Origin of the sequence: Halomonas aestuarii (genome assembly GCF_001886615.1) — a bacterium.
Lineage (GTDB): Bacteria > Pseudomonadota > Gammaproteobacteria > Pseudomonadales > Halomonadaceae > Halomonas > Halomonas aestuarii.
The window spans coordinates 2,678,667-2,701,814 of the sequence record NZ_CP018139.1 but is presented as its reverse complement, the minus strand read 5'-3'; the positions used below and the strand labels follow the sequence as shown (position 1 = coordinate 2,701,814).

26 protein-coding genes are annotated in these 23,148 nt (G+C 67.7%); 18 read left to right on the top strand and 8 right to left on the bottom strand.

Features of this window, described 5'->3' with window-relative positions; translation table 11 throughout:
• The first annotated feature begins 177 nt into the window (after positions 1-177).
• From BOX17_RS12585 to BOX17_RS12565, 5 genes are all read left to right on the top strand, one after another.
• Positions 178-1,302 carry an ABC transporter permease gene (locus tag BOX17_RS12585; protein WP_244272140.1) on the top strand — a complete coding sequence of 375 codons (1,125 nt, stop codon included), beginning with the start codon at positions 178-180 and terminating at the stop codon, positions 1,300-1,302.
• A gap of 17 nt (positions 1,303-1,319) precedes the next feature.
• Positions 1,320-2,105 carry an ABC transporter ATP-binding protein gene (locus BOX17_RS12580; protein ID WP_071945072.1) on the top strand — a complete coding sequence of 262 codons (786 nt, stop codon included), beginning with the start codon at positions 1,320-1,322 and terminating at the stop codon, positions 2,103-2,105.
• Positions 2,106-2,107: 2 nt separating this feature from the next.
• Entirely contained in the window at positions 2,108-3,046 is a 939-nt protein-coding gene (locus tag BOX17_RS12575; protein WP_071945070.1) for an MlaD family protein, read from the top strand.
• Between the two features lie 74 nt (positions 3,047-3,120).
• A complete protein-coding gene (locus BOX17_RS12570; RefSeq protein ID WP_071945068.1) occupies positions 3,121-3,723 on the top strand; it encodes an ABC-type transport auxiliary lipoprotein family protein in 603 nt (200 codons plus the stop codon).
• Between the two features lie 294 nt (positions 3,724-4,017).
• Positions 4,018-4,428 carry a hypothetical protein gene (locus BOX17_RS12565; protein WP_071945066.1) on the top strand — a complete coding sequence of 137 codons (411 nt, stop codon included), beginning with the start codon at positions 4,018-4,020 and terminating at the stop codon, positions 4,426-4,428.
• A 123-nt stretch (positions 4,429-4,551) separates the two neighbouring features.
• On the opposite strand, the gene BOX17_RS12560 is transcribed toward BOX17_RS12565, so the two are convergent.
• Positions 4,552-6,441: a sigma 54-interacting transcriptional regulator gene (locus tag BOX17_RS12560; protein WP_071945064.1), complete on the bottom strand. Its 1,890-nt coding sequence runs from the start codon at positions 6,439-6,441 to the stop codon at positions 4,552-4,554.
• Positions 6,442-6,741: 300 nt separating this feature from the next.
• Here BOX17_RS12560 and BOX17_RS12555 point away from each other — a divergent pair, with 300 nt between their 5' ends.
• From BOX17_RS12555 to cynS, 4 genes are read left to right on the top strand one after another with little or no spacing between them, the layout of a single operon-like run.
• Positions 6,742-8,181 carry a CmpA/NrtA family ABC transporter substrate-binding protein gene (locus BOX17_RS12555; RefSeq protein ID WP_071946860.1) on the top strand — a complete coding sequence of 480 codons (1,440 nt, stop codon included), beginning with the start codon at positions 6,742-6,744 and terminating at the stop codon, positions 8,179-8,181.
• Between the two features lies 1 nt (position 8,182).
• Complete coding sequence (gene ntrB / locus BOX17_RS12550) at positions 8,183-9,040, top strand: nitrate ABC transporter permease (protein ID WP_071945062.1); 858 nt, start codon at positions 8,183-8,185, stop codon at positions 9,038-9,040.
• A 4-nt stretch (positions 9,041-9,044) separates the two neighbouring features.
• Positions 9,045-9,980, top strand: a complete 936-nt coding sequence (locus BOX17_RS12545; protein ID WP_071945060.1) for an ABC transporter ATP-binding protein — start codon at positions 9,045-9,047, stop codon at positions 9,978-9,980.
• A complete protein-coding gene (cynS, locus tag BOX17_RS12540) occupies positions 9,973-10,413 on the top strand; it encodes a cyanase (RefSeq protein ID WP_071945058.1) in 441 nt (146 codons plus the stop codon). Before BOX17_RS12545 ends, cynS begins: the two co-directional genes overlap by 8 nt.
• Before the next feature lies 1 nt (position 10,414).
• On the opposite strand, the gene BOX17_RS12535 is transcribed toward cynS, so the two are convergent.
• Positions 10,415-11,257: a fructosamine kinase family protein gene (locus tag BOX17_RS12535; protein ID WP_071945056.1), complete on the bottom strand. Its 843-nt coding sequence runs from the start codon at positions 11,255-11,257 to the stop codon at positions 10,415-10,417.
• A 169-nt stretch (positions 11,258-11,426) separates the two neighbouring features.
• Entirely contained in the window at positions 11,427-11,936 is a 510-nt protein-coding gene (locus BOX17_RS12530; RefSeq protein ID WP_071945054.1) for a fasciclin domain-containing protein, read from the bottom strand.
• Positions 11,937-12,210: 274 nt separating this feature from the next.
• Between BOX17_RS12530 and BOX17_RS12525 the strand changes: the two genes are divergently transcribed.
• The gene (locus BOX17_RS12525; protein ID WP_071945052.1) at positions 12,211-12,522 is read left to right on the top strand and encodes a YqfO family protein; all 312 of its coding nucleotides are present in this window, start codon (positions 12,211-12,213) and stop codon (positions 12,520-12,522) included.
• A 115-nt stretch (positions 12,523-12,637) separates the two neighbouring features.
• Entirely contained in the window at positions 12,638-13,393 is a 756-nt protein-coding gene (locus tag BOX17_RS12520) for an SDR family NAD(P)-dependent oxidoreductase (protein ID WP_071945050.1), read from the top strand.
• Between the two features lie 23 nt (positions 13,394-13,416).
• On the opposite strand, the gene BOX17_RS12515 is transcribed toward BOX17_RS12520, so the two are convergent.
• Entirely contained in the window at positions 13,417-13,974 is a 558-nt protein-coding gene (locus BOX17_RS12515) for an NUDIX hydrolase (RefSeq protein WP_071945048.1), read from the bottom strand.
• 103 nt (positions 13,975-14,077) lie between these two features.
• Between BOX17_RS12515 and BOX17_RS12510 the strand changes: the two genes are divergently transcribed.
• From BOX17_RS12510 to BOX17_RS12490, 5 genes are all read left to right on the top strand, one after another.
• The gene (locus BOX17_RS12510) at positions 14,078-14,698 is read left to right on the top strand and encodes a CoA pyrophosphatase (protein WP_086830740.1); all 621 of its coding nucleotides are present in this window, start codon (positions 14,078-14,080) and stop codon (positions 14,696-14,698) included.
• Positions 14,695-15,360, top strand: a complete 666-nt coding sequence (locus BOX17_RS12505) for a 2OG-Fe(II) oxygenase (protein WP_071945044.1) — start codon at positions 14,695-14,697, stop codon at positions 15,358-15,360. Before BOX17_RS12510 ends, BOX17_RS12505 begins: the two co-directional genes overlap by 4 nt.
• The gene (locus BOX17_RS12500) at positions 15,360-16,976 is read left to right on the top strand and encodes a PAS domain-containing sensor histidine kinase (RefSeq protein WP_071945042.1); all 1,617 of its coding nucleotides are present in this window, start codon (positions 15,360-15,362) and stop codon (positions 16,974-16,976) included. Before BOX17_RS12505 ends, BOX17_RS12500 begins: the two co-directional genes overlap by 1 nt.
• Positions 16,977-17,007: 31 nt before the next feature.
• Complete coding sequence (locus tag BOX17_RS12495; protein ID WP_071945040.1) at positions 17,008-17,646, top strand: response regulator transcription factor; 639 nt, start codon at positions 17,008-17,010, stop codon at positions 17,644-17,646.
• Positions 17,647-17,837: 191 nt separating this feature from the next.
• Complete coding sequence (locus BOX17_RS12490; protein ID WP_071945038.1) at positions 17,838-18,653, top strand: M15 family metallopeptidase; 816 nt, start codon at positions 17,838-17,840, stop codon at positions 18,651-18,653.
• Positions 18,654-18,739: 86 nt separating this feature from the next.
• Here the strand turns inward: BOX17_RS12490 and BOX17_RS12485 are convergent, their stop codons facing one another.
• Both BOX17_RS12485 and BOX17_RS12480 read right to left on the bottom strand, forming a co-directional pair.
• On the bottom strand, positions 18,740-19,714 hold the full coding sequence (locus BOX17_RS12485; protein ID WP_071945036.1) for an alpha/beta hydrolase: 975 nt from the start codon (positions 19,712-19,714) through the stop codon (positions 18,740-18,742).
• Positions 19,715-19,830: 116 nt separating this feature from the next.
• Positions 19,831-20,271 carry a YtoQ family protein gene (locus BOX17_RS12480; protein ID WP_071945034.1) on the bottom strand — a complete coding sequence of 147 codons (441 nt, stop codon included), beginning with the start codon at positions 20,269-20,271 and terminating at the stop codon, positions 19,831-19,833.
• 182 nt (positions 20,272-20,453) lie between these two features.
• Between BOX17_RS12480 and BOX17_RS12475 the strand changes: the two genes are divergently transcribed.
• A complete protein-coding gene (locus BOX17_RS12475) occupies positions 20,454-20,903 on the top strand; it encodes a YHS domain-containing (seleno)protein (protein ID WP_071945032.1) in 450 nt (149 codons plus the stop codon).
• Positions 20,904-21,090: 187 nt separating this feature from the next.
• A complete protein-coding gene (locus BOX17_RS12470) occupies positions 21,091-21,429 on the top strand; it encodes a hypothetical protein (RefSeq protein ID WP_071945030.1) in 339 nt (112 codons plus the stop codon).
• Between the two features lie 329 nt (positions 21,430-21,758).
• Here BOX17_RS12470 and BOX17_RS16845 read toward each other — a convergent pair whose 3' ends face one another.
• Entirely contained in the window at positions 21,759-22,316 is a 558-nt protein-coding gene (locus BOX17_RS16845; RefSeq protein ID WP_125925569.1) for a hypothetical protein, read from the bottom strand.
• A gap of 241 nt (positions 22,317-22,557) precedes the next feature.
• A complete protein-coding gene (locus tag BOX17_RS16840) occupies positions 22,558-23,064 on the bottom strand; it encodes a hypothetical protein (protein ID WP_125925567.1) in 507 nt (168 codons plus the stop codon).
• Positions 23,065-23,148 lie beyond the last annotated feature (84 nt).

The following is a 23,148-nucleotide window of genomic DNA, read 5'->3' as shown; positions in this document are numbered from 1 at the left end:
TCGACGCCTCATGGACCCGCTCGCCGCGCCGTCGTCACTTGGAGGAGCGCCGGCGACCGAGCAAAATACAGGGTAAGCTAATATAATATCCTAGGGCCTGATACCATCGAAGACCATGACTCGTCCCAACGCCCCGCTGCCATGCACGAACCCTTGACCGCGCCTGCGACGAAGGCCGTGAACGAGCCCGGCCGGATCGACCCGCAGGGCGAGCGTCTGGCCATCCGGGGAGACTGGACGCTTGAGCACCACGCGAGCCTCAAGCGCCAGGTCGAGCGCCTGGCCAGGGGCCGCGAGCCGTCCGCCTGGGGTATCGACCTGTCGCCGCTGGCCGCCCTGGACACCGCCGGCGCGGTGCTGCTGATGGAGCTGACCGGCGCCGAGCGGCTCGCCGCGATCGACGACTGGGCGCCTGAGCTGCCGGCGACGCGCCGTGCCCTGCTGCGCACCCTGGGCCAGGCCATGGCCGACAACCGGCCGCCCCCGGTGCGCCCCGCCCGGCCGCTGAGGGATACCCTGGCGCGGACCGGCCAGCTCGTCGAGGGGCTCTGGCAGCAGCAGCGCCAGCTGCTCGGCTTCATCGGCCAGGTGCTCGCCACCCTCGCCGTCACCGCCTGGCGGCCGGGCCGCTGGCGCCTCACCTCGGTGGTGGCCCAGCTGCATCAGACGGGCCTCAACGCCCTGCCCATCGTCGCCCTGCTGACCTTCCTGGTGGGTGCCGTGGTGGCCTTCCTCGGCGCCACGGTGCTGAGCGACTTCGGCGCCACCATCTACACGGTCGACCTGGTCGCCTTCGCCTTCCTGCGTGAGTTCGGCGTGCTGCTCGCCGCCATCCTGCTCGCCGGTCGCACCGCCAGCGCCTTCACGGCCCAGCTCGGGGCCATGAAGGCCAACGAGGAACTCGACGCCGTCCGCACCCTCGGCCTGGACCCCGTGGAGCTGCTGGTGCTGCCGCGGGTGCTGGCGATGATGCTGACGCTGCCGATCCTCACCTTCGTCGGCATGCTCAGCGGCATCCTCGGCGGGGCCCTGGTCTGCCTGCTGGCCCTGGACATCTCGCTCACCCAGTTCCTGGCCATCCTGCAGCGCGACATCCCGCTCGAGCACTTCCTGGTGGGCCTCTCCAAGGCGCCGCTGTTCGCCTTCCTGGTCGCGGTGATCGGCTGCCTGGAGGGCTTCAAGGTCAGCGGCAGCGCCCAGTCGGTGGGCGAGCACACCACCTCGAGCGTGGTGCAGTCGATCTTCGTGGTGATCCTGCTGGATGCGGTGGCGGCGCTGTTCTTCATGGAGATGGGCTGGTGAGCGTGGCACAGTTGCCGATGAGCGACTCGCCCCTGATCCGGGTCCGCGGGCTGGCCAACCGCTTCGGCCAGAACAGCGTCCACGAGGACCTCGACCTCGACCTCTATCCGGGCGAGATCCTCGGCGTGGTCGGCGGCTCGGGCACCGGCAAGTCGGTGCTGCTGCGCAGCATCGTCGGCCTGCTGCGCCCCAGCGCCGGGCAGATCGAGGTGTTCGGGGAGGACCTCCTGGGCCTCTCGGCCCGGGAGCGCTCCCGGGTGGAGCGCCGCTTCGGGGTGCTCTTCCAGCGCGGGGCACTGTTCACCTCGCTGACCCTGCAGGAGAACGTCGCCCTGCCGCTGATCGAGCACATCGGACTCTCCCGCCCCGATGCCGAGGCCCTGGCCCGGGTCAAGCTGGCCCTGGCCGGCCTGCCCGGGGAGGCGGCGATCCAGTATCCCGCCGAGCTCTCCGGTGGCATGATCAAGCGAGCCGCGCTGGCCCGCGCCCTGGCGCTCGACCCGGAGGTGCTGTTCCTGGACGAGCCGACGGCGGGCCTGGACCCGATCGGCGCGGCGGCCTTCGACCACCTGATTCTGACCCTGCGCGACGCCCTGGGCCTGAGCGTCTTCCTGGTCACCCACGACCTGGATACCCTCTATACCGCCTGCGACCGGGTGGCCGTGCTGTCGCAAGGCCGCGTGCTGGTCGCCGATCGCCTCGACATCGTCGCGGCCACCGACGATGAGTGGATCCACGACTATTTCCATGGACCCCGAGGCCGTGCCGCCCATGAGGCGGCCCACCCGGTGGAGGAGCCCTGACGATGGAACCCCGCGCCCACCATGTGCTGATCGGGCTGTTCACGGTGATCACCCTGGGCAGCGCGCTGCTGTTCGCCCTGTGGCTCGGCAAGTCCAGCGTCGACCGCGACTATGCCTGGTACGAGATCGGCTTCAACCGGGCCGTCAGCGGATTGTCCGAGGGCAATGCGGTCCTCTACAGCGGCATCGAGGTCGGTGATGTGGTCACCCTGCGCCTCGACCCCCGGGACCCACGCCAGGTGAGGGCCCTGGTCCGCGTCTACAGCGACGTACCGGTCAAGCAGGACACCCGCGCGAGCCTCGCGCTGGCCAACATCACCGGCACCATGAACATCCAACTGCTTGGCGGCAGCCCGCAAAGCCCCCGCCTGGAGGGCGACCGCGACCAGCCTCCGCTGATCCAGGCCGAGCCCTCGCCGCTGAGCTCGCTGCTCTCCAACAGCGAGGAGCTCTTCGCCGAGGTGGACCGGTTGCTGACCAATGCCAATCGGCTGCTCTCCGAGGAGAACGCCGAGAGCCTGACGCGCACCCTGGGCAACCTGGAGGTCGTCTCGCGGACACTGGTCGACCAGCGCGATGTCCTCGGCGAGGCCATGGCGCGTTTCGAGCGGACCAGCGACCAGGTCGAGGCGTCGCTGCAGAGCTTCAGTCGCCTGGGTGAGAAGGCCAACGAGCTGATGGACGAGGAGGGGCGCGAGACCCTGGAAAGCGCGCAACGAGCGATGCAATCCCTGGAGGCCACCACCGCCCGGCTGAACCGCCTGACCGCACGCCACGAGGACTCCCTGGCGAGGGGCTTGCGGGGCGTGGGTGAGCTCGACCCGGCCATGCGCGAACTGCACGCCGCGCTGCGCTCGCTCAATCGCCTGGTCCGGCGCCTGGAGGAAAATCCGGCCGATGCCCTGCTGGGCCGCGACGAGATCCAGGAGTTCCGCCCATGAGCCAGCTCCGTCTTTCACCAGGCGTCCTCCCCCGCCGCTCCGCACGCGTCCGGCCACGATGCCGCCCAAGCCTGATGGCCCTGATGCTGGCCCCGCTGATGGCCGGTCTGCTCACCGGATGCAGCGTGATCCCGGAGGGCGAGCCGGTGCGGCTCTTCACGCTGCCCGTGCCGACGCTGCCGGCCTCCACCGAGGCTCCCCGCGCGCTGACCCTGCGGGTCGACACGCCCGGTGCCGGCGCGCCGCTGGACGGCCGGCGCCTGCTGGTCATGCCCTCCCCCGGGGAGCTCCAGGCCTATGCCGGGGCACGCTGGCGCGACGATGCCCCTCGGCTGCTGCGCGACCACCTGATCGAGGCGTTCCGCCTCGATGGCCGCCTGGCCGCCGTGGTGGACGATACCAGCCGGGCGCAGAGCGCCGCGTCGCTGACCAGCTACCTGGGGGCCTTCCACGTCCGCTACCGCGAGGGCGTGCCCGAGGTGGTGGTGCGCCTCGAGGTCCAGCTGCTCGACGAGGCCAGCCGCGAGGTGCGGGCCAGCCGGCGCTTCGAGACGGTGGAGGAAAGCGGGGGCGACGGCCTCGAGGCCGTGGTCGCGGCCTTCGGACGCGCCGCCGACCGGCTGGCCGTCGAGGTGGTCGACTGGACACTCGCACGGGTGGCCGGCCCCTCGTCCTGAGCAAGCCCCGTCCGGGGCGAGGGTCCGGCGCTCCCGCGGGGGCCGGATGCACCTCAATGTCGCAAGGAGGCGACAAACGGCGTAAAAAGCGTGCATTCTCGGGGCATTTTCGGGTCTTCCGGCGCAAAAACGAACGACCGAGCGAACGCTTCAGCCCCCTGTTTCACTATCGCTTTACCCGGAAAGCCTGATGGTTGGCATAGCCATGGCACGCCTCTGGAAGCACGCCACCCGTAGCCGGGGCTTCCTGCACCCGGGGCGGCGTCGCATACCCAGCGAGAGGGGGAACACAACATGGACCATCACGCCCGCACAGAGCACGCCATCGACCCGACCACCATGAGCCACCGGGACGACCAGCCGCTGCTGCCGGACATGGAACGACGACGATTCATCAGGCTGGCGGGTGGCCTGCTCCTCATCACCGCCACGACCGTGGTGCTCGTGAGTCCCCTGCGCGCCGAGGTCATGGTCCCGAAGGACAACGCAAGGGGCAAGCCCTTCGCCGGCCGGGCACGCCGACGCGACCGGAAGGCACGCGGGCTCGACCGACAGGACTGGAACGACATGTCGTTCATCGAGCAGGTCGAGCTGCATCCGCGCAAGGGCGGCCGGCGGCTGCGCTATCCCAAGCCTGTCGCCAGCTCCCGCGGAATGGGCACCCAGCCGCCGGACCTTCGCCGACGCCTCGAGGGGAGTCGGTAGACCAGGGTTTCCAGAACGGTTTCCACGACGGCCGGCAGCGCCCGGCCGTCTCCCGATGCACGCGGCGCGCATCCCACGCCCCGGCCAGTCGGCCGGGGCGTCCTCGTTCAGGCCCGCCGGGCGTCACCCCGCCTCGCCATTCGCCTTGTAGTCGGCGGGCTCGACGCCCCACCTGCGCAGTCGCGAGAACAGCGTCGTCGGCTTGATGCCCAGCAGTTCCGCGGCCCCGCCGGCGCCGGACACCTTGCCGGCGCTCTGCATCAGGGCAGCGATGGCGTTGTCGCGCTGGCGGCGGGCCAGCTCCTGCTCGGACAGGGGCCCCGATTCCGGTGCCTCGGGCTGCGAGGCGGGCAAGGCGGGCGTCGAGGAGGCCGACAGCAGGTCATCGAAGACCAGTCGGCGGTCCTGGGAGACGATGACCTGGCGCTCGATGACGTTCTCCAGCTCGCGGATGTTGCCGGGCCAGGCGTAGCTCTTGAGGATCTCCAGCTGCGCCAGCGGGATGCGCTCGCCGGGCTTGTTGAACTTCTGGCAGGCGCGCTTCAGGAAGTGCTGGGCCAGCAGAGGCACGTCCTCGATCCGCTGGCGCAGCGGCACCGAGGCGATCGGAAAGACGTTGAGGCGGAAGAAGAGGTCCTCGCGGAAGGTGCCGGCGGCCACCATCTCCTGCAGGTCGCGGTTGGTCGCGGCGATCATGCGCACATTGACCTCGCGGGTGCGGTTCTCGCCAACCCGCTCGAACTCCTGGTCCTGCAGCACCCTCAGCAGCTTGCCCTGCAGCTCCAGGGGGATCTCTCCGACCTCGTCCAGGAACAGGGTACCGCCGTCGGCCAGCTCGAAGCGGCCCAGGCGATCGCTGGTCGCCCCGGTGAAGGCGCCCTTCACGTGACCGAAGAACTCGCTCTCGAACAAATCCCGGGGAATCGCCGCGCAGTTGACCCGGATCAGCGGGCGATCGCTTCGGGCGCTGTCGGCATGGATGGCGCGGGCGATCAGCTCCTTGCCGGTGCCGGACTCGCCGTGGATCAGCACGTTGGCATCGGTGGGCGCCACCAGGGCGATCTGGTGGATCAGCTGGGCCACCGCCGGGCTCTCGCCGACGATCTCGCTGTGGTTGAGCTCGGCGGTGATCTCCTCCTGCAGGTACTGGTTCTCGAGCTCCAGGCGACGCTTCAGCGAACGCACCTCCTCAAGGGCCTCATGCAGCCGCTGCTCGTTCAGCTTGCGCTCGCTGATGTCGCGAAACAGCACCACGGCGCCGACCAGTCGCCCCATCTCGAAGATCGGCGTGCTGGTGTACTCGACCGGGACCGGCTGGCCGTTCTTGTGCCAGAACACCTCGTCGTCCACGCGATGGACCTGGCCGTCGCTGAAGGCGGCATGGATCGGGCACTGCTGCACCGGATATTCGCTGCCGTCGGTGCGCGTGTGATGGAACAGCCGATGGGCGTCGTGTCCCACCATGTCGGCACTGCCCCAGCCGAGCATGCGCTCGGCGGCCGGGTTGACGAAGGTGGTCTGGCCCTTGGCGTCGAGCCCGTAGATGCCCTCCCCCGCCGCCCCCAGGATGAGCTGGTTCTGGCGTTCGATGCGCTCGAAGACCTGCTCGATGCGCTGCCAGCCGACCTTCCCGCTGCGATGCTGGCGGCCCAGCTCGGCCTGGGCGCGTCGCCGCTCGACCGTGTCGTGCTCGATCAGGGTCAGCAGCAGCTCGCGCCCCCCCGGCAGCGGCACCGCGGAGACCTCGACCTTGTGCGGCTGGCGGCCGAGGTCGAGCAGCACCAGGTCATTCGACCAGGCCGGCGGGGACGACAGGGCCTCATCGGTGAAGCTCACCCAGAGCGGGAGGGAGGCGCTCAGGCAGTGGCTGAACGGGCGGGCGTTGAGCCCGTCCGCGCCGCCCCCCATCAGCGCCTCGGCGGCCGGGTTGACCTTCACGACCCGGTCCGTGAAGGGATCGACGATCAGCATGGCGTAGGGAACGACCTGGAAGGCCTGATCGGACAGGGGCATGGCGGCGACTCGCAGGAGGATTCCCCTGTGTACCACAGGGCCTCATCCCCGACCCGAGATTTCGTCAATTCACTCACGATATTTCGGGAGTTACGACATCTCGTGAACATCGCCCGGTGCAGCGCGGGGCCCACGACCACCGCCAACCCTTTAAAGGACAAACCCTTTTTCGAGATTCAGGGAGTTTGGCACGGCGCTCGCAGCTATATGCCAGGTCCAGTGGACACGCTGGACAGTCATCAGAACGCCGATGAGCGGATCCGCTCCCATCCCGCATGATCCCGTGAGGTGAACAACAAGATGAAAGATCACAACAGCCTGGGTAACCCCTTCGACCATCGCCAATCCCTGATCCATGGCAGCGCCTGCGACTGCCATGACTGCAAGGCCACCTCGGGCCACGACGCCGCCTCGGCCGAGGGCCATGCCCATGCCCATGCCCACACGGCCCAAGCGAAGACCGAGCAGGAAGCCCTGCCGGACAGCGAATCGATGCTCGATCGCGCCGTGGAGAGCGCCCTGGTGCGCGGCATCTTCGGCCACAGCGACATGCATCGTCGTCAGTTCATGAAGCTGGTCGGCGGCGGCACCGCGGCCGCGGCGCTGGCGAGCTTCCTGCCCATGGACGCCATCAAGGCGGCGGTCAAGGAGGACATGGGGCCCCTGGAGAAGTCCAAGCTCAATGTCGGCTTCGTGCCGATCACCTGTGCGACACCGATCATCATGGCGCACCCCATGGGCTTCTATGAGCGCTATGGCCTGGATGTCTCGGTGATCAAGACCGCCGGCTGGGCCGTGGCCCGCGACAAGTCGCTGAACCGCGAGTACGACGCGGCCCACATGCTGACCCCGATGCCCCTGGCCATGACCATGGGCGCCGGCTCGACCCCGGAGCCCTACATCATGCCGGCCGTCGAGAACATCAACGGCCAGGCGATCGTGCTGCACAACGACCACAAGGACAAGCGCGATCCCAAGCAGTGGAAGGGCTTCATCTTCGGCGTGCCGTTCGAGTACTCGATGCACAACTTCCTGCTGCGCTACTACGTCGCCGAGCACGGCCTCGATCCCGACCAGGACATCCAGATCCGGGTGATTCCGCCCCCCGAGATGGTCGCCAACCTGCGCGCCGGCAACATCGACGGCTTCCTGTCGCCCGATCCCTTCAACCAGCGCGCCGTCTACGAGCGCATCGGCTTCATCCACCTGCTGACCAAGGAGATCTGGGAGGGCCACCCGTGCTGCGCCTTCGCCACCAGCCAGGCGTTCGCCACCGAGAACCCCAACACCTACGGGGCCCTGCTGCGCTCCATCATCGACGCGACCCAGTACTCGTCGAAGCAGGAGAACCGCAAGGAGATCGCCGCCGCGATCGCCCCGACCAACTACCTGAACCAGCCGGTGACGGTGATCGAGCAGGTGTTGACCGGCACCTACGCCGACGGGCTGGGCGGGGTCCAGCAGGTGCCGGACCGCATCGACTTCGACCCTTTCCCCTGGCACTCGATGGCGGTGTGGATCCTCACCCAGATGAAGCGCTGGGGCTACATCGAGGGCGACGTCAACTACCAGCAGATCGCCGAGCAGGTCTACCTGGCAAGCGATGCCCGGAAGGTCATGAAGGAGCTGGGCTACGACGCCCCCGAGGCGGCCAGCCGCAACTACGAGATCATGGGCAAGACCTTCGACTACACCCAGCCCGAAGCCTACGTGAAGAGCTTCGCCATCGGGAGGGGGTGACATGGACCGCACGACCACCGAGTGGAACATCAGTCTCAACATGAGGGCGGCGCTGGTCGCCCTGGTGTTGCTGGTCGTCGGGCTGGGGCTCTGGGAGGGACTCAACCAGGTCCCCACCGCGGGCAACACCGCCGAGATGACCGAGTACGAGAAGCTGATGGGCGGCGTCGAGGACACCGCCCGGGTGCCCCCGCCCTCGGACGTCATCGAGCGCGCCTGGGAGGAGCTGTCCAACCCCTTCTACGACGCCGGCCCCAACGACAAGGGCATTGGCATCCAGCTGGGGTACTCCCTCTACCGGGTGCTCGCCGGCTACCTGCTGGCGGCCGCCGTCGCCATCCCGGTCGGGTTCCTGATCGGCATGTCGCCGCTGATGTATCGGGCGCTGAACCCCTTCATCCAGGTGCTGAAACCGATCTCGCCCCTGGCCTGGATGCCCCTGGCGCTCTTCATCATCCGCGACTCCGAGGCATCGGCGATCTTCGTGATCTTCATCTGCTCGATCTGGCCGATGCTGATCAATACCGCCTTCGGCGTGGCCGGGGTGCGTGAGGACTGGGTCAATGTCGCCCGCACCCATGAGCTCTCGCCGCTGAAGACCGCCTTCCAGGTCATCCTGCCCGCCGCGGCCCCGACCATCCTCACCGGCATGCGCATCTCGATCGGCATCGCCTGGCTGGTCATCGTCGCCGCCGAGATGCTCGTGGGCGGCACCGGCATCGGCTACTACGTCTGGAACGAGTGGAACAACCTGGACCTGACGAGCGTGATCTTCTCGATCCTGATGATCGGGGTGGTCGGCATGCTGCTCGACATGTGCCTGGCCTCGGTCTCGCGCCTGGTGACCTATGAGGAGTAACCCCATGAGCCAACATTTCGTGCAAGTCCAGCAGGCCAGCAAGCGCTTCCCCCAACGTGGCCAGGAAGACCTGACCGTCTTCGAGAACGTCAACTTCAACCTCGAGAAGGGCGAGTTCGTGTGCATCATCGGCCACTCGGGGTGCGGCAAGTCGACCATCCTCAATGCCCTGGCCGGCCTCGACCAGTTCACCGATGGCGGACTGATCATGGAGGGCCATGAGGTCACGGGTCCCGGGCTCGAGCGCGGGGTGGTGTTCCAGAACTACAGCCTGCTGCCCTGGCTCACCGCCCTGGAGAACGTCAAGTTCGGCGTGCGCGCGCGCTGGAAGGAGTGGACCAATGCCCAGGTGGACGAGCACAGCCGGGACTACCTGAGCATGGTCGGCCTCGACGACGTCATCGACCGCAAGCCCTCGCAACTCTCGGGCGGCATGCGCCAGCGCGTCAGCATCGCGCGGACCTTCGCCACCAAGCCCAAGCTGCTGCTGCTCGACGAGCCCTTCGGGGCGCTGGACGCCCTGACCCGCGGGGTGATCCAGGACGAGCTGATCAAGATCTGGGGCCGCGACCGCCAGACGGTGTTCATGATCACCCATGACGTCGACGAGGCCATCCTGCTGGCCGACCGCATCCTGCTGATGACCAACGGGCCCGAGGCCCGCATCGCCGAGGCGGTGGAGATCGAACTGCCCCGGCCGCGCAGCCGCGCCGAGGTCGTCAAGCACCCCAACTACTACAAGATCCGCAACTACCTGATCGACTTCCTGGTGAATCGGTCAAGCACGCTGCGTACCGCCGACATCGACGGGCGTGGGCTGTCCTATCCCCAGTCCATCAACCCCGCCAGGGCGGACGCCGACTCCTCGACGCCCGACGAGGGCGACCCTGCCAACCCCAAACTGGTGAACTTCACTCCCAAGGAGACCCATCATGGATAAGCTCGAGATGCGCCACACCCTGCTCGCCGCCAAGGCCCGCAAGCAACTGACCTGGGAAGAGATCGGAAAGAGCATCGGCATGTCGCCGGTCTGGGTGGCGTCGGCCTGCTACGGCATGAACAGCGCCACCCCGGACGCCGCCAAGAAGATCTGCCAGGTGCTGGATGCCGAGCCGGACGTCGCCGCCGCCCTGGAGGCCTTCCCCACCAAGGCCTGGGACGAGGCCATCCCCCAGGACCCGCTGATCTACCGCCTCTACGAGGTGGTGGGCGTCTACGGCGAGACCCTCAAGGACGTGATCCAGGAGAAGTTCGGCGACGGCATCATGAGCGCCATCGACTTCTCCATGGAGGTGGACAAGGTCGAGGACCCGAAGGGCGATCGCGTCCTGCTGACCCTCAACGGCAAGTTCCTGCCCTACAAGGCCTGGTGAGTCAGCCGGCTTCCGCCTCGAGCCTTCCCAGCGTGCGCTCCACGGCGCCCCGGTAGCCGCTGCCGAACATCAGCAGGTGATTCAGCAGCGGATACAACTGGAACAGGACTTCCCGCCTCGGCCAATCGCCGGGGCGGTTTCCGTTCCAGTAGGCCTCGAAGAACGCCTCACCCGGCGAGCCGAACAGCGTCAGCATGGCCAGGTCCACCTCGGGATAGTGGCGATAGACCGCCGGGTCGATGATCGCCGGCCCCCGGGTCGTGAAGAGCACGTTGCCCGACCACAGATCGCCATGGACGAGGCTCGCCGGGGCGTCCGGCAGCCAGGCCTCGAGCCCGTGGGCGACGGCCTCGAGGCGATGGCGCAGGTCGCCGCCCATCCGCCCCCGCGCCTGGCAGGCCTCGGCGAGGGGCAGCAGGCGACGCTCGCGCTGGAAGGCGCGACCGTCGGCCATCGGCGCATTGGGCTGTGGGGTGTGGCCGCAGGCGTTGTCGCGCGGCCAGCCATGGGCGTCGCCGACGCAGGCGTGAAGGTCTCGCAGCCCCTCCCCCAGGCTCGCCTCGTCCCGGCGTGAGCCCCCCGTCTCCAGCGCCTCCATCACCAGCCAGCCATCGCCCTCGGCCAGCACCTCGGGCACGACCAGCCGGGTGCCGGCATCGCGCAGCGCCCTCAGGCCATCGGCCTCACCAGAGAGCCGCTCGGGGTCGTCGCGCTTGATCACCACCGCCCCCTGGTCGGTCGCCAGGCGATGGACCTCGGCGATGTCGCCGCCGCCCAGGGGCCGAGGCTCCCCCCGTGGCGTGAGGCCGGCCGAGGCCAGCAGGCGCTGCAGAGACCGTTCCATGGATGTCACCCCCTCCCCCGTTGACGATCCCCCGAGGGTCGCCAGAACCCGCGGCGCTGTCAAAGCCGCTCGCTCCACTCATGGGACCAAAAAAAGACCGCCCGAGGGGGCGGCCAGAAGGGACATTCAGGGGATATAGGGGCAAGGCTGGGGCCGAGAGCCCCCGGGATCACTCGGGCATCAGCACGCTGTCGATCACGTGGATGACGCCGTTGCTGGCACCGATGTCGGCCGAGATCACGGTGGCGTCGTCGATCATGACGCTACCATCCATGGTGGTGATGGTGATGTCCTGGCCCTGCACGGTGGTGGCGCTGTCGGCCGCCATGGCATCGGCGGCCATGATCTTGCCGGGCACGACGTGATAGGTCAGCACGGCCTGCAGGGTCTCCTTGTTCTCCGGCTTGAGGAGATCCTCGACGGTGCCTTCCGGCAGGGCGGCGAAGGCCTCGTCGGTGGGGGCGAAGACGGTGAAGGGCCCTTCGCTCTTCAGCGTATCGACCAGGTCGGCCGCCTGCACCGCAGCCACCAGGGTCTCGAACTGCCCCGCCTCGACGGCGGTGTCGACGATGTCCTTCTGCTTCATGCCATGGTGATCGGCCTGGGCGCAGCCGGCGACGAACAGAGCTACCGCACCGGCGGCAAAGAAATGAGTCACGGGATTGGTGAAGGTCTTCATGGTCAGGCATTCCTCTTGGTGGCTTACTCGGGCACATGCCCGGTGGGTCAGTTCACTGACGGGTCGGTAGGCTCTGCGCCTCAACCTGTACACAACTTAGACAGTGTACAGATATTGGACAAGTATTATTTTCCTCCACGCGACGCGGCCGCCCGTAGCGCCCTGTCGGGAGATGCGCCCTGTCGGGAGGCGCTCCGTGGCGGGGATGGCTGACGCGAGGGCCTCGATATGGCACAACGGCAGGCGGGACCACCGGAACAGAGGAGTACACCCCATGTACAAGTTGGCCTTCTTCGTGCCCGTGGAGGACGCCGAGGCCGTCAAGGAGGCCGTGTTCGCCTCCGGGGCGGGACGCATCGGCGACTACGAGGCGTGCTGTTTCCAGACCCCGGGCACCGGGCAATTCCGCCCGCTGTCGGGCGCCGACCCGCATATCGGCCGGGTCGGCGACCTGGCGCGGGTCGAGGAGCTCAAGGTGGAGCTGGTCTGCGAGGATGGGCTGATCCGCGAGGCGGTGGCGGCCCTAAAGGCGGCCCACCCCTACGAGGAGCCGGCCTACGACGTCTGGAAGCTGGAGACCTGGTGAGCGCCGGAACGGGCGGGGACACGCCGCGCACAACGCCGCACGGCTGGAGACGGGCCGCGGCTCGGCCTATGATGCGGGGTCCGACATGCCATTTCCGCTCAGGAGGAATCCCCCCATGCCCATCGCCATGATCACCGGCGCGACCTCGGGCTTCGGTCGCGCCGCCGCCCGCCGCTTCGCCGCCGATGGCTGGTCGCTGATCCTCACCGGCCGCCGCACCGAGCGGCTGGAGGCGCTGAAAAAGGAGCTCGGCGACAGCGTCGAGGTGCTGGCCCTCACCCTGGACGTGCGGGATGCCCAGGCGGTGGCCCGCGCCGTCGACGAGCTGCCCGAAGCCTTCCGCGGGGTCACCTGCCTGGTCAACAACGCCGGCCTGGCGCTGGCGCCCAAGCCCGCCCAGGAGGTCGAGCTGGCCGACTGGCACACCATGATCGACACCAACGTCACCGGCCTGGTCAACGTCACCCATGCCATGCTGCCGCTGCTGATCGAGACGGGCCGCGGGGCGAGCATCGTCAACATCGGCTCGGTCGCCGGCAGCTGGCCCTATCCCGGCGGCCACGTCTACGGCGCCACCAAGGCGTTCGTCGAGCAGTTCGGCTACAACCTGCGCTGCGACCTGAAGGGCACCGGCGTGAGGGTCACCGACATCTCGCCGGGGATGGCCGAGACCGAGTTCACCCTGGTGCGCACCAAGGGCGACCAGGGCGCCTCGGATGAGCTGTACCGCGGCACCACGCCGCTACAGGCCGAGGACATCGCCGAACAGATCTTCCACGTGGCGACGCTGCCCCCCCACATCAACATCAACCGCATGGAGGTGATGCCGACGCGCCAGACCTGGTCGCCCTTCACCATCGATCGGGATTGAGGGGGTCAGGCGCTGCCCCTCGTTCAGGCGCTGCCAAAGTAGCGCTCGCGGTCCTCGGGGGTGATGTCGCTGACGTGCAGGGGGAAGGCATCCTCCCGCCGATCGTCGTAGAAGTGGCGCAGGGTGCGCTCGATGGTCGGGAAGGCGAGTTCGCCCCAGGGAATCTCGTGCTCCTCGAACAGCGCCACCTCCAGGCTCTCGGGGCCGGCGTCGAAGCCGCCGTCGAGGTCGGCGCGGAAGATCATGTAGACCTGGTTGATGTGCGGCAGGTTGATGAGGGTGTAGAGGCCGTGGATCTCGACCTCCGCGCAGGCCTCCTCGCGGGTCTCCCGGGCCGCCGCCTCGACGGTGGTCTCGGCGTTCTCCATGTAGCCCGCCGGCAGGGTCCAGTACCCCTTGCGAGGGGAGATGGCCCGGCGACAGAGCAGCACCCGGCTGCCGCTCACCGGCAGGGTGCCGGCGACGATGCGCGGATTCTGGTAGTGGATGGTCCCGCACTCGTCGCAGCAGTAGCGGGGGCGATCGTCCCCGGAAGGGATCGCGAAGCGCACGGTATGGCCACAGTGGCTGCAGAAGTTCATGGCGCTCCCTGGCAGGCCGGAGGGCGGCATGACGGCCGCCCGGTCAAGGCTTGACGCCGCTAATGGCGGCCGAGTAGAAGGAGTCAAACCCGATGGAAACCCCATGTTAGATAACCTTCGCGAACGCCTGCAAGCACACCGGCCGCGCCGGGTCGGGCTGCGCCTGCCCGAGGCGGCGGTGCTGCTGCCCATCGTCGACCGGCCCGAACCGACCCTGCTGTTCACCCGGCGCGCCGATCACCTCAACACCCACAGCGGCCAGGTGGCCTTCCCCGGCGGCAAGCGCGAACCCCAGGACGCCGACCTGCTGGCCACGGCCCTGCGCGAGTCCCGGGAGGAGATCGCCCTGCCCCCGGAGCGCGTGGAGCTGCTCGGCCGGCTGTCGGACGTGATCTCGCTGCACGGCCTGCGGGTCACGCCCTGGGTGGGCGTTATCCCGCCCGACCTGCCGCTGACCCCCGACCCCAGCGAGCTCGATGCCATCTTCGAGGTGCCGCTGTCACACTTCCTGGAGGACCAGCGCACCCATACCGACGTGATCCGGGTGGACGGCCGTGACTACTACGTGCCCAGCTACAGCACCGACGGCCACGTGATCTGGGGGCTCTCGGCCATGATGCTGGTGGAGCTTCTCGCCGAGGGGTTCGAGATGCCGATCAGCCTCTTCAAGCGCCCGCCGGGGGAACTGCTCTACCTCCCCGAACGCGGAGTCACCCGTCCATGATGCAGAGTGACGCCTTCGCCACCGCCCTGCCCCGCGAGCGTCTGGCCGAGCTGGTCGATGCCCTGGTGGAGAACGGCTGGTACGTCGGCGAGGACTTCATCCCCGCCGAGCTGTGCGCCGAGCTGTACCAGGAGCTCGGCGCCATGGCCGACCAGGAGGCCCTGGACGCCGCCGGCATCGGCCGTGGCCAGGAGCATGCCCTGCGCCGGGACATCCGCGGCGACGCCATTCGCTGGCTGGACCGCGAGAGCCAGGCCAGGCGCCGCTACCTCGAGGCCATGGGCGAGCTGCAGCAGGAGCTCAACCAGGCGCTCTTCCTGGGCCTCTTCGAGTACGAGGCGCACTTCGCCCACTACCCGCCCGGCGCCTTCTACCGGCGCCACCTCGACAGCTTCCGCGGCCGCGCCAACCGGGTGGTCTCCACCGTGGGCTACCTGAACCCCGACTGGCCCGACGACGGCGGCGGCGAGATGGTGATCTTCGACGCCGAGGACCCGGAGCGTGAGGTGGCGCGGGTGCGACCGCAGGCCGGCACCTTCGCCTGCTTCCTCTCCGACAGCGTGCCCCACGAGGTGCTGCCCACCCGCCTGCCGCGGGCCAGCATCGCCGGCTGGTTCCGGCGCAATGCCTCGCTGGGAGGCCTCGTGGACCCGGCGCGCTGATGGCGGGCGACGCCGGGAAACCAGAGGACGAGCGGCTCAGGGCGCGCTGCTTGGCGCTGGAAGCGAAAAATGCCGAGCTGGAGGCCGACAACGCCGCGCTCGTCGAGCGCAACGCGACCCTGGAGGAGGAGAAGCGCCACTACCGGTGGCTGGCCGACAGCACCACCGACCTGATCTCCCGCCACGCCCGGGATGGCACCTTCCTCTACGCCTCGACGGCATGCCGGTCGCTGCTCGGCTACGAGCCCGAGGAACTGGTCGGCGTCTGTGCCTACGAGCTCTTCCATCCCGCGGACCTCGATGACCTGCTCAACAAGTCGCCGCGGGTCTACTACCACGACGGCTTCTACCAGCAGACCTACCGCTTCCGGGCCAGGGACGGGCACTACGTCTGGTTCGAGACCACCAGCCGCACCCGCCGAGACCCCGCCACCGGCGAGCTGCTCGACATCCTCTGCGTCTCCCGGGACGTGGGACGGCGCATCCACGCCGAGGCCAACCGCGAACGCCTGGCCCGGGTGGTGGAGTCGACCACCGACTACGTGCTGTTCATCGACGGCGACGAGCGCATCTTCACCTCCAACGAGGCCGCCCGCCGACTGCTGGCCCGCCCCCGCCAGGGCTCTCGGGACGACGACCACCTCTCCCTCGAGCAGGCCTACACCCGCGAGTCCCTTGCCGTGCTGCGCGAGATCGTGCTGCCCGCCGTGGCCCGCTACGGCTCCTGGAGCGGCGAGCTGGCGATGCAGGGCCCCCGCGGGCCCGTGCCGGTGCTCAGCGTGGTGATGGCCCACCACGGCCCCGCCGCCGAGCCCGACCACCTCTCGCTGATCAACCGCGACATCGGCCTGCGCAAGGCCACCGAGGCCCAGGAACGCCGCCACCAGGAGCAGATCGCCCACGCCAACCGCCTGGCGACCACCGGGGAGCTCGCCTCCAACATCGCCCACGAGCTCAACCAGCCGCTGGGCGCCATCGCCAACTACGCCAGCGGCGCGCTGATGCAGCTGGCCGACGACCCGACCCGCCCGGCCGGCGACCTGGCCCTGCCGCTGGAGCGGATCAGCGAGCAGGTCCAGCGCCTCGCCGACCGGCTTCGCCATATCCGCACCTTCGTGCGCAAGGGCCAGACCCGGCCGCGGCCGGTGGCGCTGCTCGAGGTGGTGGACGCCGCCTGCCGCCTGTGCGAATGGCAGTTCCAGCAGGCCGGGGTGGCGCTCGAGCACGAGCTGCCCGAGGCGCTGCCCCGGGTGCAGGCCGACCCGGTGGCCCTGGAGCAGGTGCTGGTCAACCTGCTGCTCAACGCCCTGGAGGCGAGCCGCGATCACCCCGGCGCCGACCGGGTGCTGATCCGCGCCCGGCGCACGGGCCCTCGGGAGGTCCGCTTCACCGTCAGCGACCGGGGCCCCGGCGTACCGGAGGCACAGCGCGCGCAGGTCTTTGCCCCCTTCCACTCCGGACGCCCGGAGGGGCTCGGCATGGGGCTCGCCATCAGCCATTCGCTGATGGAGGCCATGGGCGGCCGCCTGGTACTGGCGCCGGCCGGCGGTTCCGGCGGCGCCACCTTTGCCGGTACACTGCTCGCCGAGCCCGGGCCGCTGCCGCCGGCCCGGTGAGAGCCATCGTCAATTCCCTCCGGAGGGGCGCGTGCCCGACAAGCCATGTATCGCCGTGGTCGACGACGACCAGGCCCTGCGCGACTCCCTGACCTGGCTGCTGGACTCGGTGGGCCTGGCCACCGTCGCGTTCGGCGACGGCGAGGCCTTCCTCGCCGCCTCCCCCTCGCGCCTCGACGCCGTGCTGCTCGACGTGCGCATGCCCGGCCTCTCCGGCCTGCAGGTGCAGCAGCGCCTGCTCGAGTGCGACCCTGACCTGCCGGTGATCTTCATGACCGGCCACGGCGATGTGCCCATGGCCGTGCAGGCGCTCAAGGCCGGCGCCTTCGACTTCATCGAGAAGCCCTTCAACCACCAGCAGCTGATCGACACGGTCCAGCAGGCCCTCGCCCGGCACCGCCAGCGTCGCCAGTCCCAGGCGCGGCTCGAGGCGCTGCGCGAGCGCTACGCGGGCCTGCGGCCGAAGGAACAGCAGATCCTGGTGCACGTGGCCGAGGGCATGACCAGCCGCGAGATCGCCGCCCACCTGGCCATCAGCGCCAAGACGGTGGAGGTCTATCGCCTGCGCGCCATGAAGGCCCTGGGCGCCGCCAACCTGGCCGAGCTGGTGCGGCTCTGCGTGGCGCTGGGGCTGGTCGATCCCCTGCCGGACGAGCCCTCCTCTTCCTGATCAGTCCTATCCCTGATCGCTACTATCCCTGATTGCCCCTCCCCTGATCGCCCCTCGCCCTGATCGCCTCGTCCGCCGGAGGTGTACCGTCACCGGGTGCCTGGCGGTGTCCTGCCAAGCCTCTAGACTGCAAGGGAACGCCGCGGCCACGGGGGCTGCAGCGACGATGCCTGCGTCGGGGGTATGACGACATGAACAGGACAGACGTCCGGACCCTTCAGCGGTTCCTCAAGGAGAGCGGCAGCTACCAGGGCAAGATCGACGGCCTTCGCGGCCCGAAGACCCTCGCCGCGATGAAGACCACCCTCAAGGCCCATGCCGACCTGCTGCCGGCGGGGGCCGACGCCTGGAGCGACAAGCGGCGCGCCGTCGCCTGCCTGCAGGTCGCCTGCCGGCTGCGCAAGATCGAGGTCGGCCCCATCGACGGCCTGTGGGGCCCCCAGACCGACCATGCCACCGAGGTACTGGCCACCATCCAGGAGACCGGCAAGCCGCCCGCCCCCTGGCGCGACCAGGAGCCGCTGGATGCCAATCCCAACGGCTGGTACCGGGAAGCGGAGCTCAAGGAGGCGCTGGGTTCACCGACCCGCAAGCCGCCGATGGTGGTGGTCCCCTGCCCCTGGCAGCTCTGCCTCGCCTGGGACCTCGGCACCCACCCGAGCGGGATCGGCTGTCACGAGATGGTGGCCGACAGCCTGTCGCGCATCCTCACGCGAGTGAACGATCACTACGGCCCCGAGCAGCTCAGGGAGATGGGGCTTCACCGCTACGGCGGCTGCTACAACAAGCGGCGCAAGCGGGGCGGCACCTCCTGGTCGACCCATGCCTGGGGCATCGCCATCGACTGGGATCCCTCTCACAACAGGCTCAAGTGGGGGCGCGACCGCGCCCGTCTGGCCCAGCCGGAATACGACACCTGGTGGAAGATCTGGGAGGAAGAGGGCTGGGTCAGCCTCGGCCGCACGCGCAACTTCGACTGGATGCACGTGCAGGCGGCCAAGCTCTGAGCGGCAGAACTCTCAGCAACCGAACCCCGCCCCGGGACTCGACCCGGGGCTAGGCCCCGGGCTCAAAACAGGTCTCAAAACAGGGCTCAGTCACGCAGGATGGTCATGCGACGCGTCTCGTCCTCGGGGAAGACGCGGCCGCTGCGCAGCGCGCCGAACAGGTGCAGGAACACCACCCCGGGCTCGCCGTAGACCTCGCCCGAGCGGAAGTAGGAGTGCCCCTTGGGGAAGTCGTAGCGGGTGTTGACGTCGTCGCAGTCCACGGCGAAGACGTTGCGCGCCACCTTCGACATGTCCTCCGGTCCGGAGTGGCCGAGGCGACGGGAAGCAATGCGATTGCGCAGGTTCGAGGCCTTGCTGGCGCGCAGGGCCAGGTCGTCGGAGGCGAAGTAGACGGTGACGTTGCGCGAGGCGTGGGTGATGGGCTCGCCGGAGTGCCCCTCCTCCAGGGATTCGTTGACGATATCCGCGGCGATCAGGAAGGTGTTGCGAAACAGCAGCGGCACGCCGCCCGGCAGGTAGTACTTGCGCCACAGCCGCAGCGTCTCCCTCAGCACCCGGTTGCCCATGGAGTGGGCCAGCACGTTGATGCGCTTGAGGCAGGGGGTGGGGGCCGCCTCGTACTGGTCGCCCTCCCGCCAGTCCAGGAAGCGCTGCAGCACCCGGGCGAAGGAGAAGGCGCTCAGGTCGGCCGACTCCTGGTCGTCCCAGTAGTCCTTCACGATGCCCAGGTCGTTGTCGCACGGCCAGATCAGCGGCACCACCAACACCTCGCCGGGCTCGCTGGCATCGCAGAGGGCCTGGAACTCGCGGGTCGCGCGGAGCACGTCATCGGGCATGTTGGCGAAGCCGTGGATGTAGATCAGCACCTGGCGGGCATTGGCCTCCTTGAGGCGCCGCAGGAAGGCCTTGCTGCCGACCTCCTCGTACTGCCCCTCCCCGACCTCCTCGCAGTAGTAGACGGAGTTGCTGGCCGCGTTGTTCTTGAGATCGAAGTTGAAGGGGCGATCCACCCGGGTGCGGATGCTCTGGGTGGGAAAACGGTTGGTAATGAACAGCATGAAGGATCACCTCGCGGGGCGAGCGGCAGGGAGGCTGCCGGTTCCCTTCAAGCTAGCACAGCGCCCGCGGTCGGCCAGGGAGCCTGCCGCCGACCGCGGGCGCTGGTGTCCCGGCCTCAGGCCTTGAGGACGTAGCGCAGGATCTCGACCACCTGATCGGTGGTGGTGGCCCAGGCCATGGCCGCCGCATCGACCTCCTTCAGCGGGTGGATGATCGACTCGCCGTGCAGGGTGACGTAGGGCTTGCCCAGCGCGGCGCAGTAGCCGGCATCGAAGGCGGCATTCCACTGCTTGTACTGGTCGCCGAAGCGCACCACCACGAGATCGCTCTGCTCGATCAGGGTCTTGGTGCGGATGGCGTTCACCTTGGACGACTGGTGGTCGCGCCAGAACTGGCTGGGGGTCTCGCCCAGGTGGTCGCCGGCGGCATCGCTGGCGTCGTGATCGGTGACCGGGGCGGTGAAGACGACGTCGAGTCCGGCGGCCTCGGCGCCGCGCTTGATCTCGTCGCGCCAGTCGGTGTGGATCTCGCCGGAGAGGTAGACGGTAAAGCTCATGGAAAGGCTCCAGGACAGGGAATCGGGCCCCTATGATAGCCCAGAACGGCAACATCTGGAAATGCATTCCATTTCCTGGAAGCACCCTCTCGCGCCCCTCGCGGACGGGCCATGGCGCCTGTAAGGCCGGAGGCCATGGCCCGACAGAGCCCTGTGACCGCAGGGTCGAGAGGAGGCAGATCATGAAACGTATGAATTGGTGGAGGGCCGCCGTCCTGGTGGCCGGGCTGGCCTGGTCGCTGGGGGCCATGGCCGACGGGCGCATCTTCACGCGCGAGGGCCTTGCCATCGGCGGCACGGACCCGGTGGCCTACTTCACCGAGGGCCGGCCGGTGGAAGGCTCGCCCGACTATCAGCTGGAGTGGGGTGATGCCACCTGGCAGTTCGCCTCGGCCGAGCATCGCGACCGCTTCGCGGCCGACCCCGAGGCCTATGCCCCGCAGTATGGCGGCTGGTGCGCCTGGGCCGCGGCCCGTGGGGAGGCCGCCTCGACGGTGCCCGAGGCGTGGAAGATCGTCGACGACAAGCTCTACCTGAACTACAGCCGCTTCATCCAGTGGCGCTGGGAGCGCGACATTCCCGGCTTCATCGAGGCCGCCGACGCCCACTGGCCGGATATCTTCGAGAAGTGATCCCGCCCGATGGCGCTCCTGCGCCTGGGGGCCATCGGGCCGTCGGCACACTACCGCGACCGGGGGTCGCAGGCGCACCGACACCGTGCATTTTTCCATTGAGCTTCTCGCCATGGCTGAGGCAGGATGAAACCAGGAGAGCACGCCAGGGATGGATCCATGGCCAACCCCCCGGAGGAGGAGCCACATGCAACCGCTGAGCTATTACTACTACAACGTGCTGGAAGGCCTCGAGCGACCCAGCGATGTGCCGTCTAACGAGCTGCAGGAGGGGTACGACATCCTGTATCGCCATGGCGGGCGCATCGAGATCGACCTGCTACGCAGGGCCGAGGACGGCAACGCGCAGGGCGCACCCTTCCACTGGTACGAAGACCTCGATGACGAGCAGCGGGCGAAATTGCACAAGGCCCTGGAAGAGAACAATCCGGCGAAGATCCTCAAGGTCATGCAGCGCAACGGCTACGCGGGTGTGCTCTATCACCACGCCTGGGCGAACTTCCAGACGGCGGCCGGCGCCGAATAGGACGCCCACGCCACCCCAACGAAAAGGGCCCGCGATTATCGCGGGCCCTTTTGTTGGGGTGGCGGGTTCGTCGACGCGATGGGGTGGCGGCTAGCCTCCTGATCGTCGGGCAACGTGCCAACATGTCTTTATCGAAGGAACGTGGATGTCGGCGTGGGGAGGACAGCAACCGGACAGAAGCAGACGTTGCGATCATGCTGATATAACGCTTGCATTTGCAGCAGGTGCGAAGCGCAGCGTAGTACCTGTCCGGCAACCTGCACTTGTTAAGCATGCCCAGCGGCGGCTTGTTTGCTGACCACGCTGGAATGAATCGTCCATGAAGAGCCCTACGATGACTCATCTGGAAATTGCTCAACCTCCACGAACTCTACGCTAACTGGCTTCATCTCTCCCATTACCAGCGGTGCCTTTATCCCGTCCTTGTTCAGAGTTTTGGCGAGCATGCGCAGGTCAATCAAAACGTCAGAGACTTTTTCTATCAGTCGTCCCCGGCCTGAGGCCTTGCCAGTCTCTCTTTCTCCCGCCCCGTACTCTTCCCATCGAGAGGGTGAAAACTGATTAATAAGACTTTCGATATCCTGCCTATCGAGCGATACGCCATCCCAATTATGGGCGAACCTATTCCGAATCTTCCTAAGTATTTCCAATGTCTGATAGCCATCCTTTCGTACCAAACCAAGCACATAGGCGGCTTTGATTCTCGCGGAGAATGTCCCGAGTGGCGCATTGAAGCAGTTGACCAGCTCTTTAGCTTGTTTTGGCTCACGAAGGTAGTTAAGTAATAGAAGCTCCAATGTATCCTCGGCGAAAGCTGCTATGGTCAGGACCAGGCCTCGGTCATCGTGTTCGTGGAGTGATTCAAACAGGCTATTGAGCTCATCCACGTAAGGCTCTTGGTGAGGATTTACTGGTGGCTTTACATAGCCCTTCTTGCCTGAGGAATTCAACTAGCGCCTCCTACCGTGGTCCGATTGCCTGAATTAGCAGGATAGAGATTTTGGTGAGCAAGGTCCTACTAGACTCGGACATTACGATTCGACCAGGCCATGACTCCCCAGTGCCTAACGTCGCGCTTCAGCCACGGGACGAGCGCACGCCGCGAGGACCGTCGGCTGCAAGCGCTGGTTAGAGGGCAAGTGCACGGCGAGTTGCAAACTGAATCAGGTAGAGCACAAACCCAAGTAGGCCGACGACGCCAGAATGCGTATGTGCTTCTACCCAACTAAGCCCACGGATGCACTGGTCGACAATGCTTACAAGTGCCGTGTATATGATCCCACCTGCCAACAGTGGTGCAAAGACCACTCCAAGAATGCTGAGGAGCCAGCCCGCAACGGTGTGTGTGACCAACGACGACAGCGAAACATCGAAGGCCCCGACTCCGATAATAAGTACCGGCCACCCAAACAGGTAGATTCCGAGAAAGAACAGATTGCCAGCATGTCGCTCGACGAAGGTTGCACCTGGTGGATAGTCTTCGACGAACTCGACAGTTGGGTTTATGTAGGCGAGAAGTGGCTTGAGAGCTCGAGTTCGCACCCACGAGAGGTTATGGATCTTTATGGCCTCGACTGCGAGCAGGAACACGGCAGTGATCTCAAGAAGATCGACAGTGGCGCGGATTAGCTGCATGTGTCTTGCCCTCTAAACGCCGCCAGCACGCGCGGCTCTATAGTGGAGGCGAAGCCGCAACGAAAAAGCCGTCGCCGTGCCTGG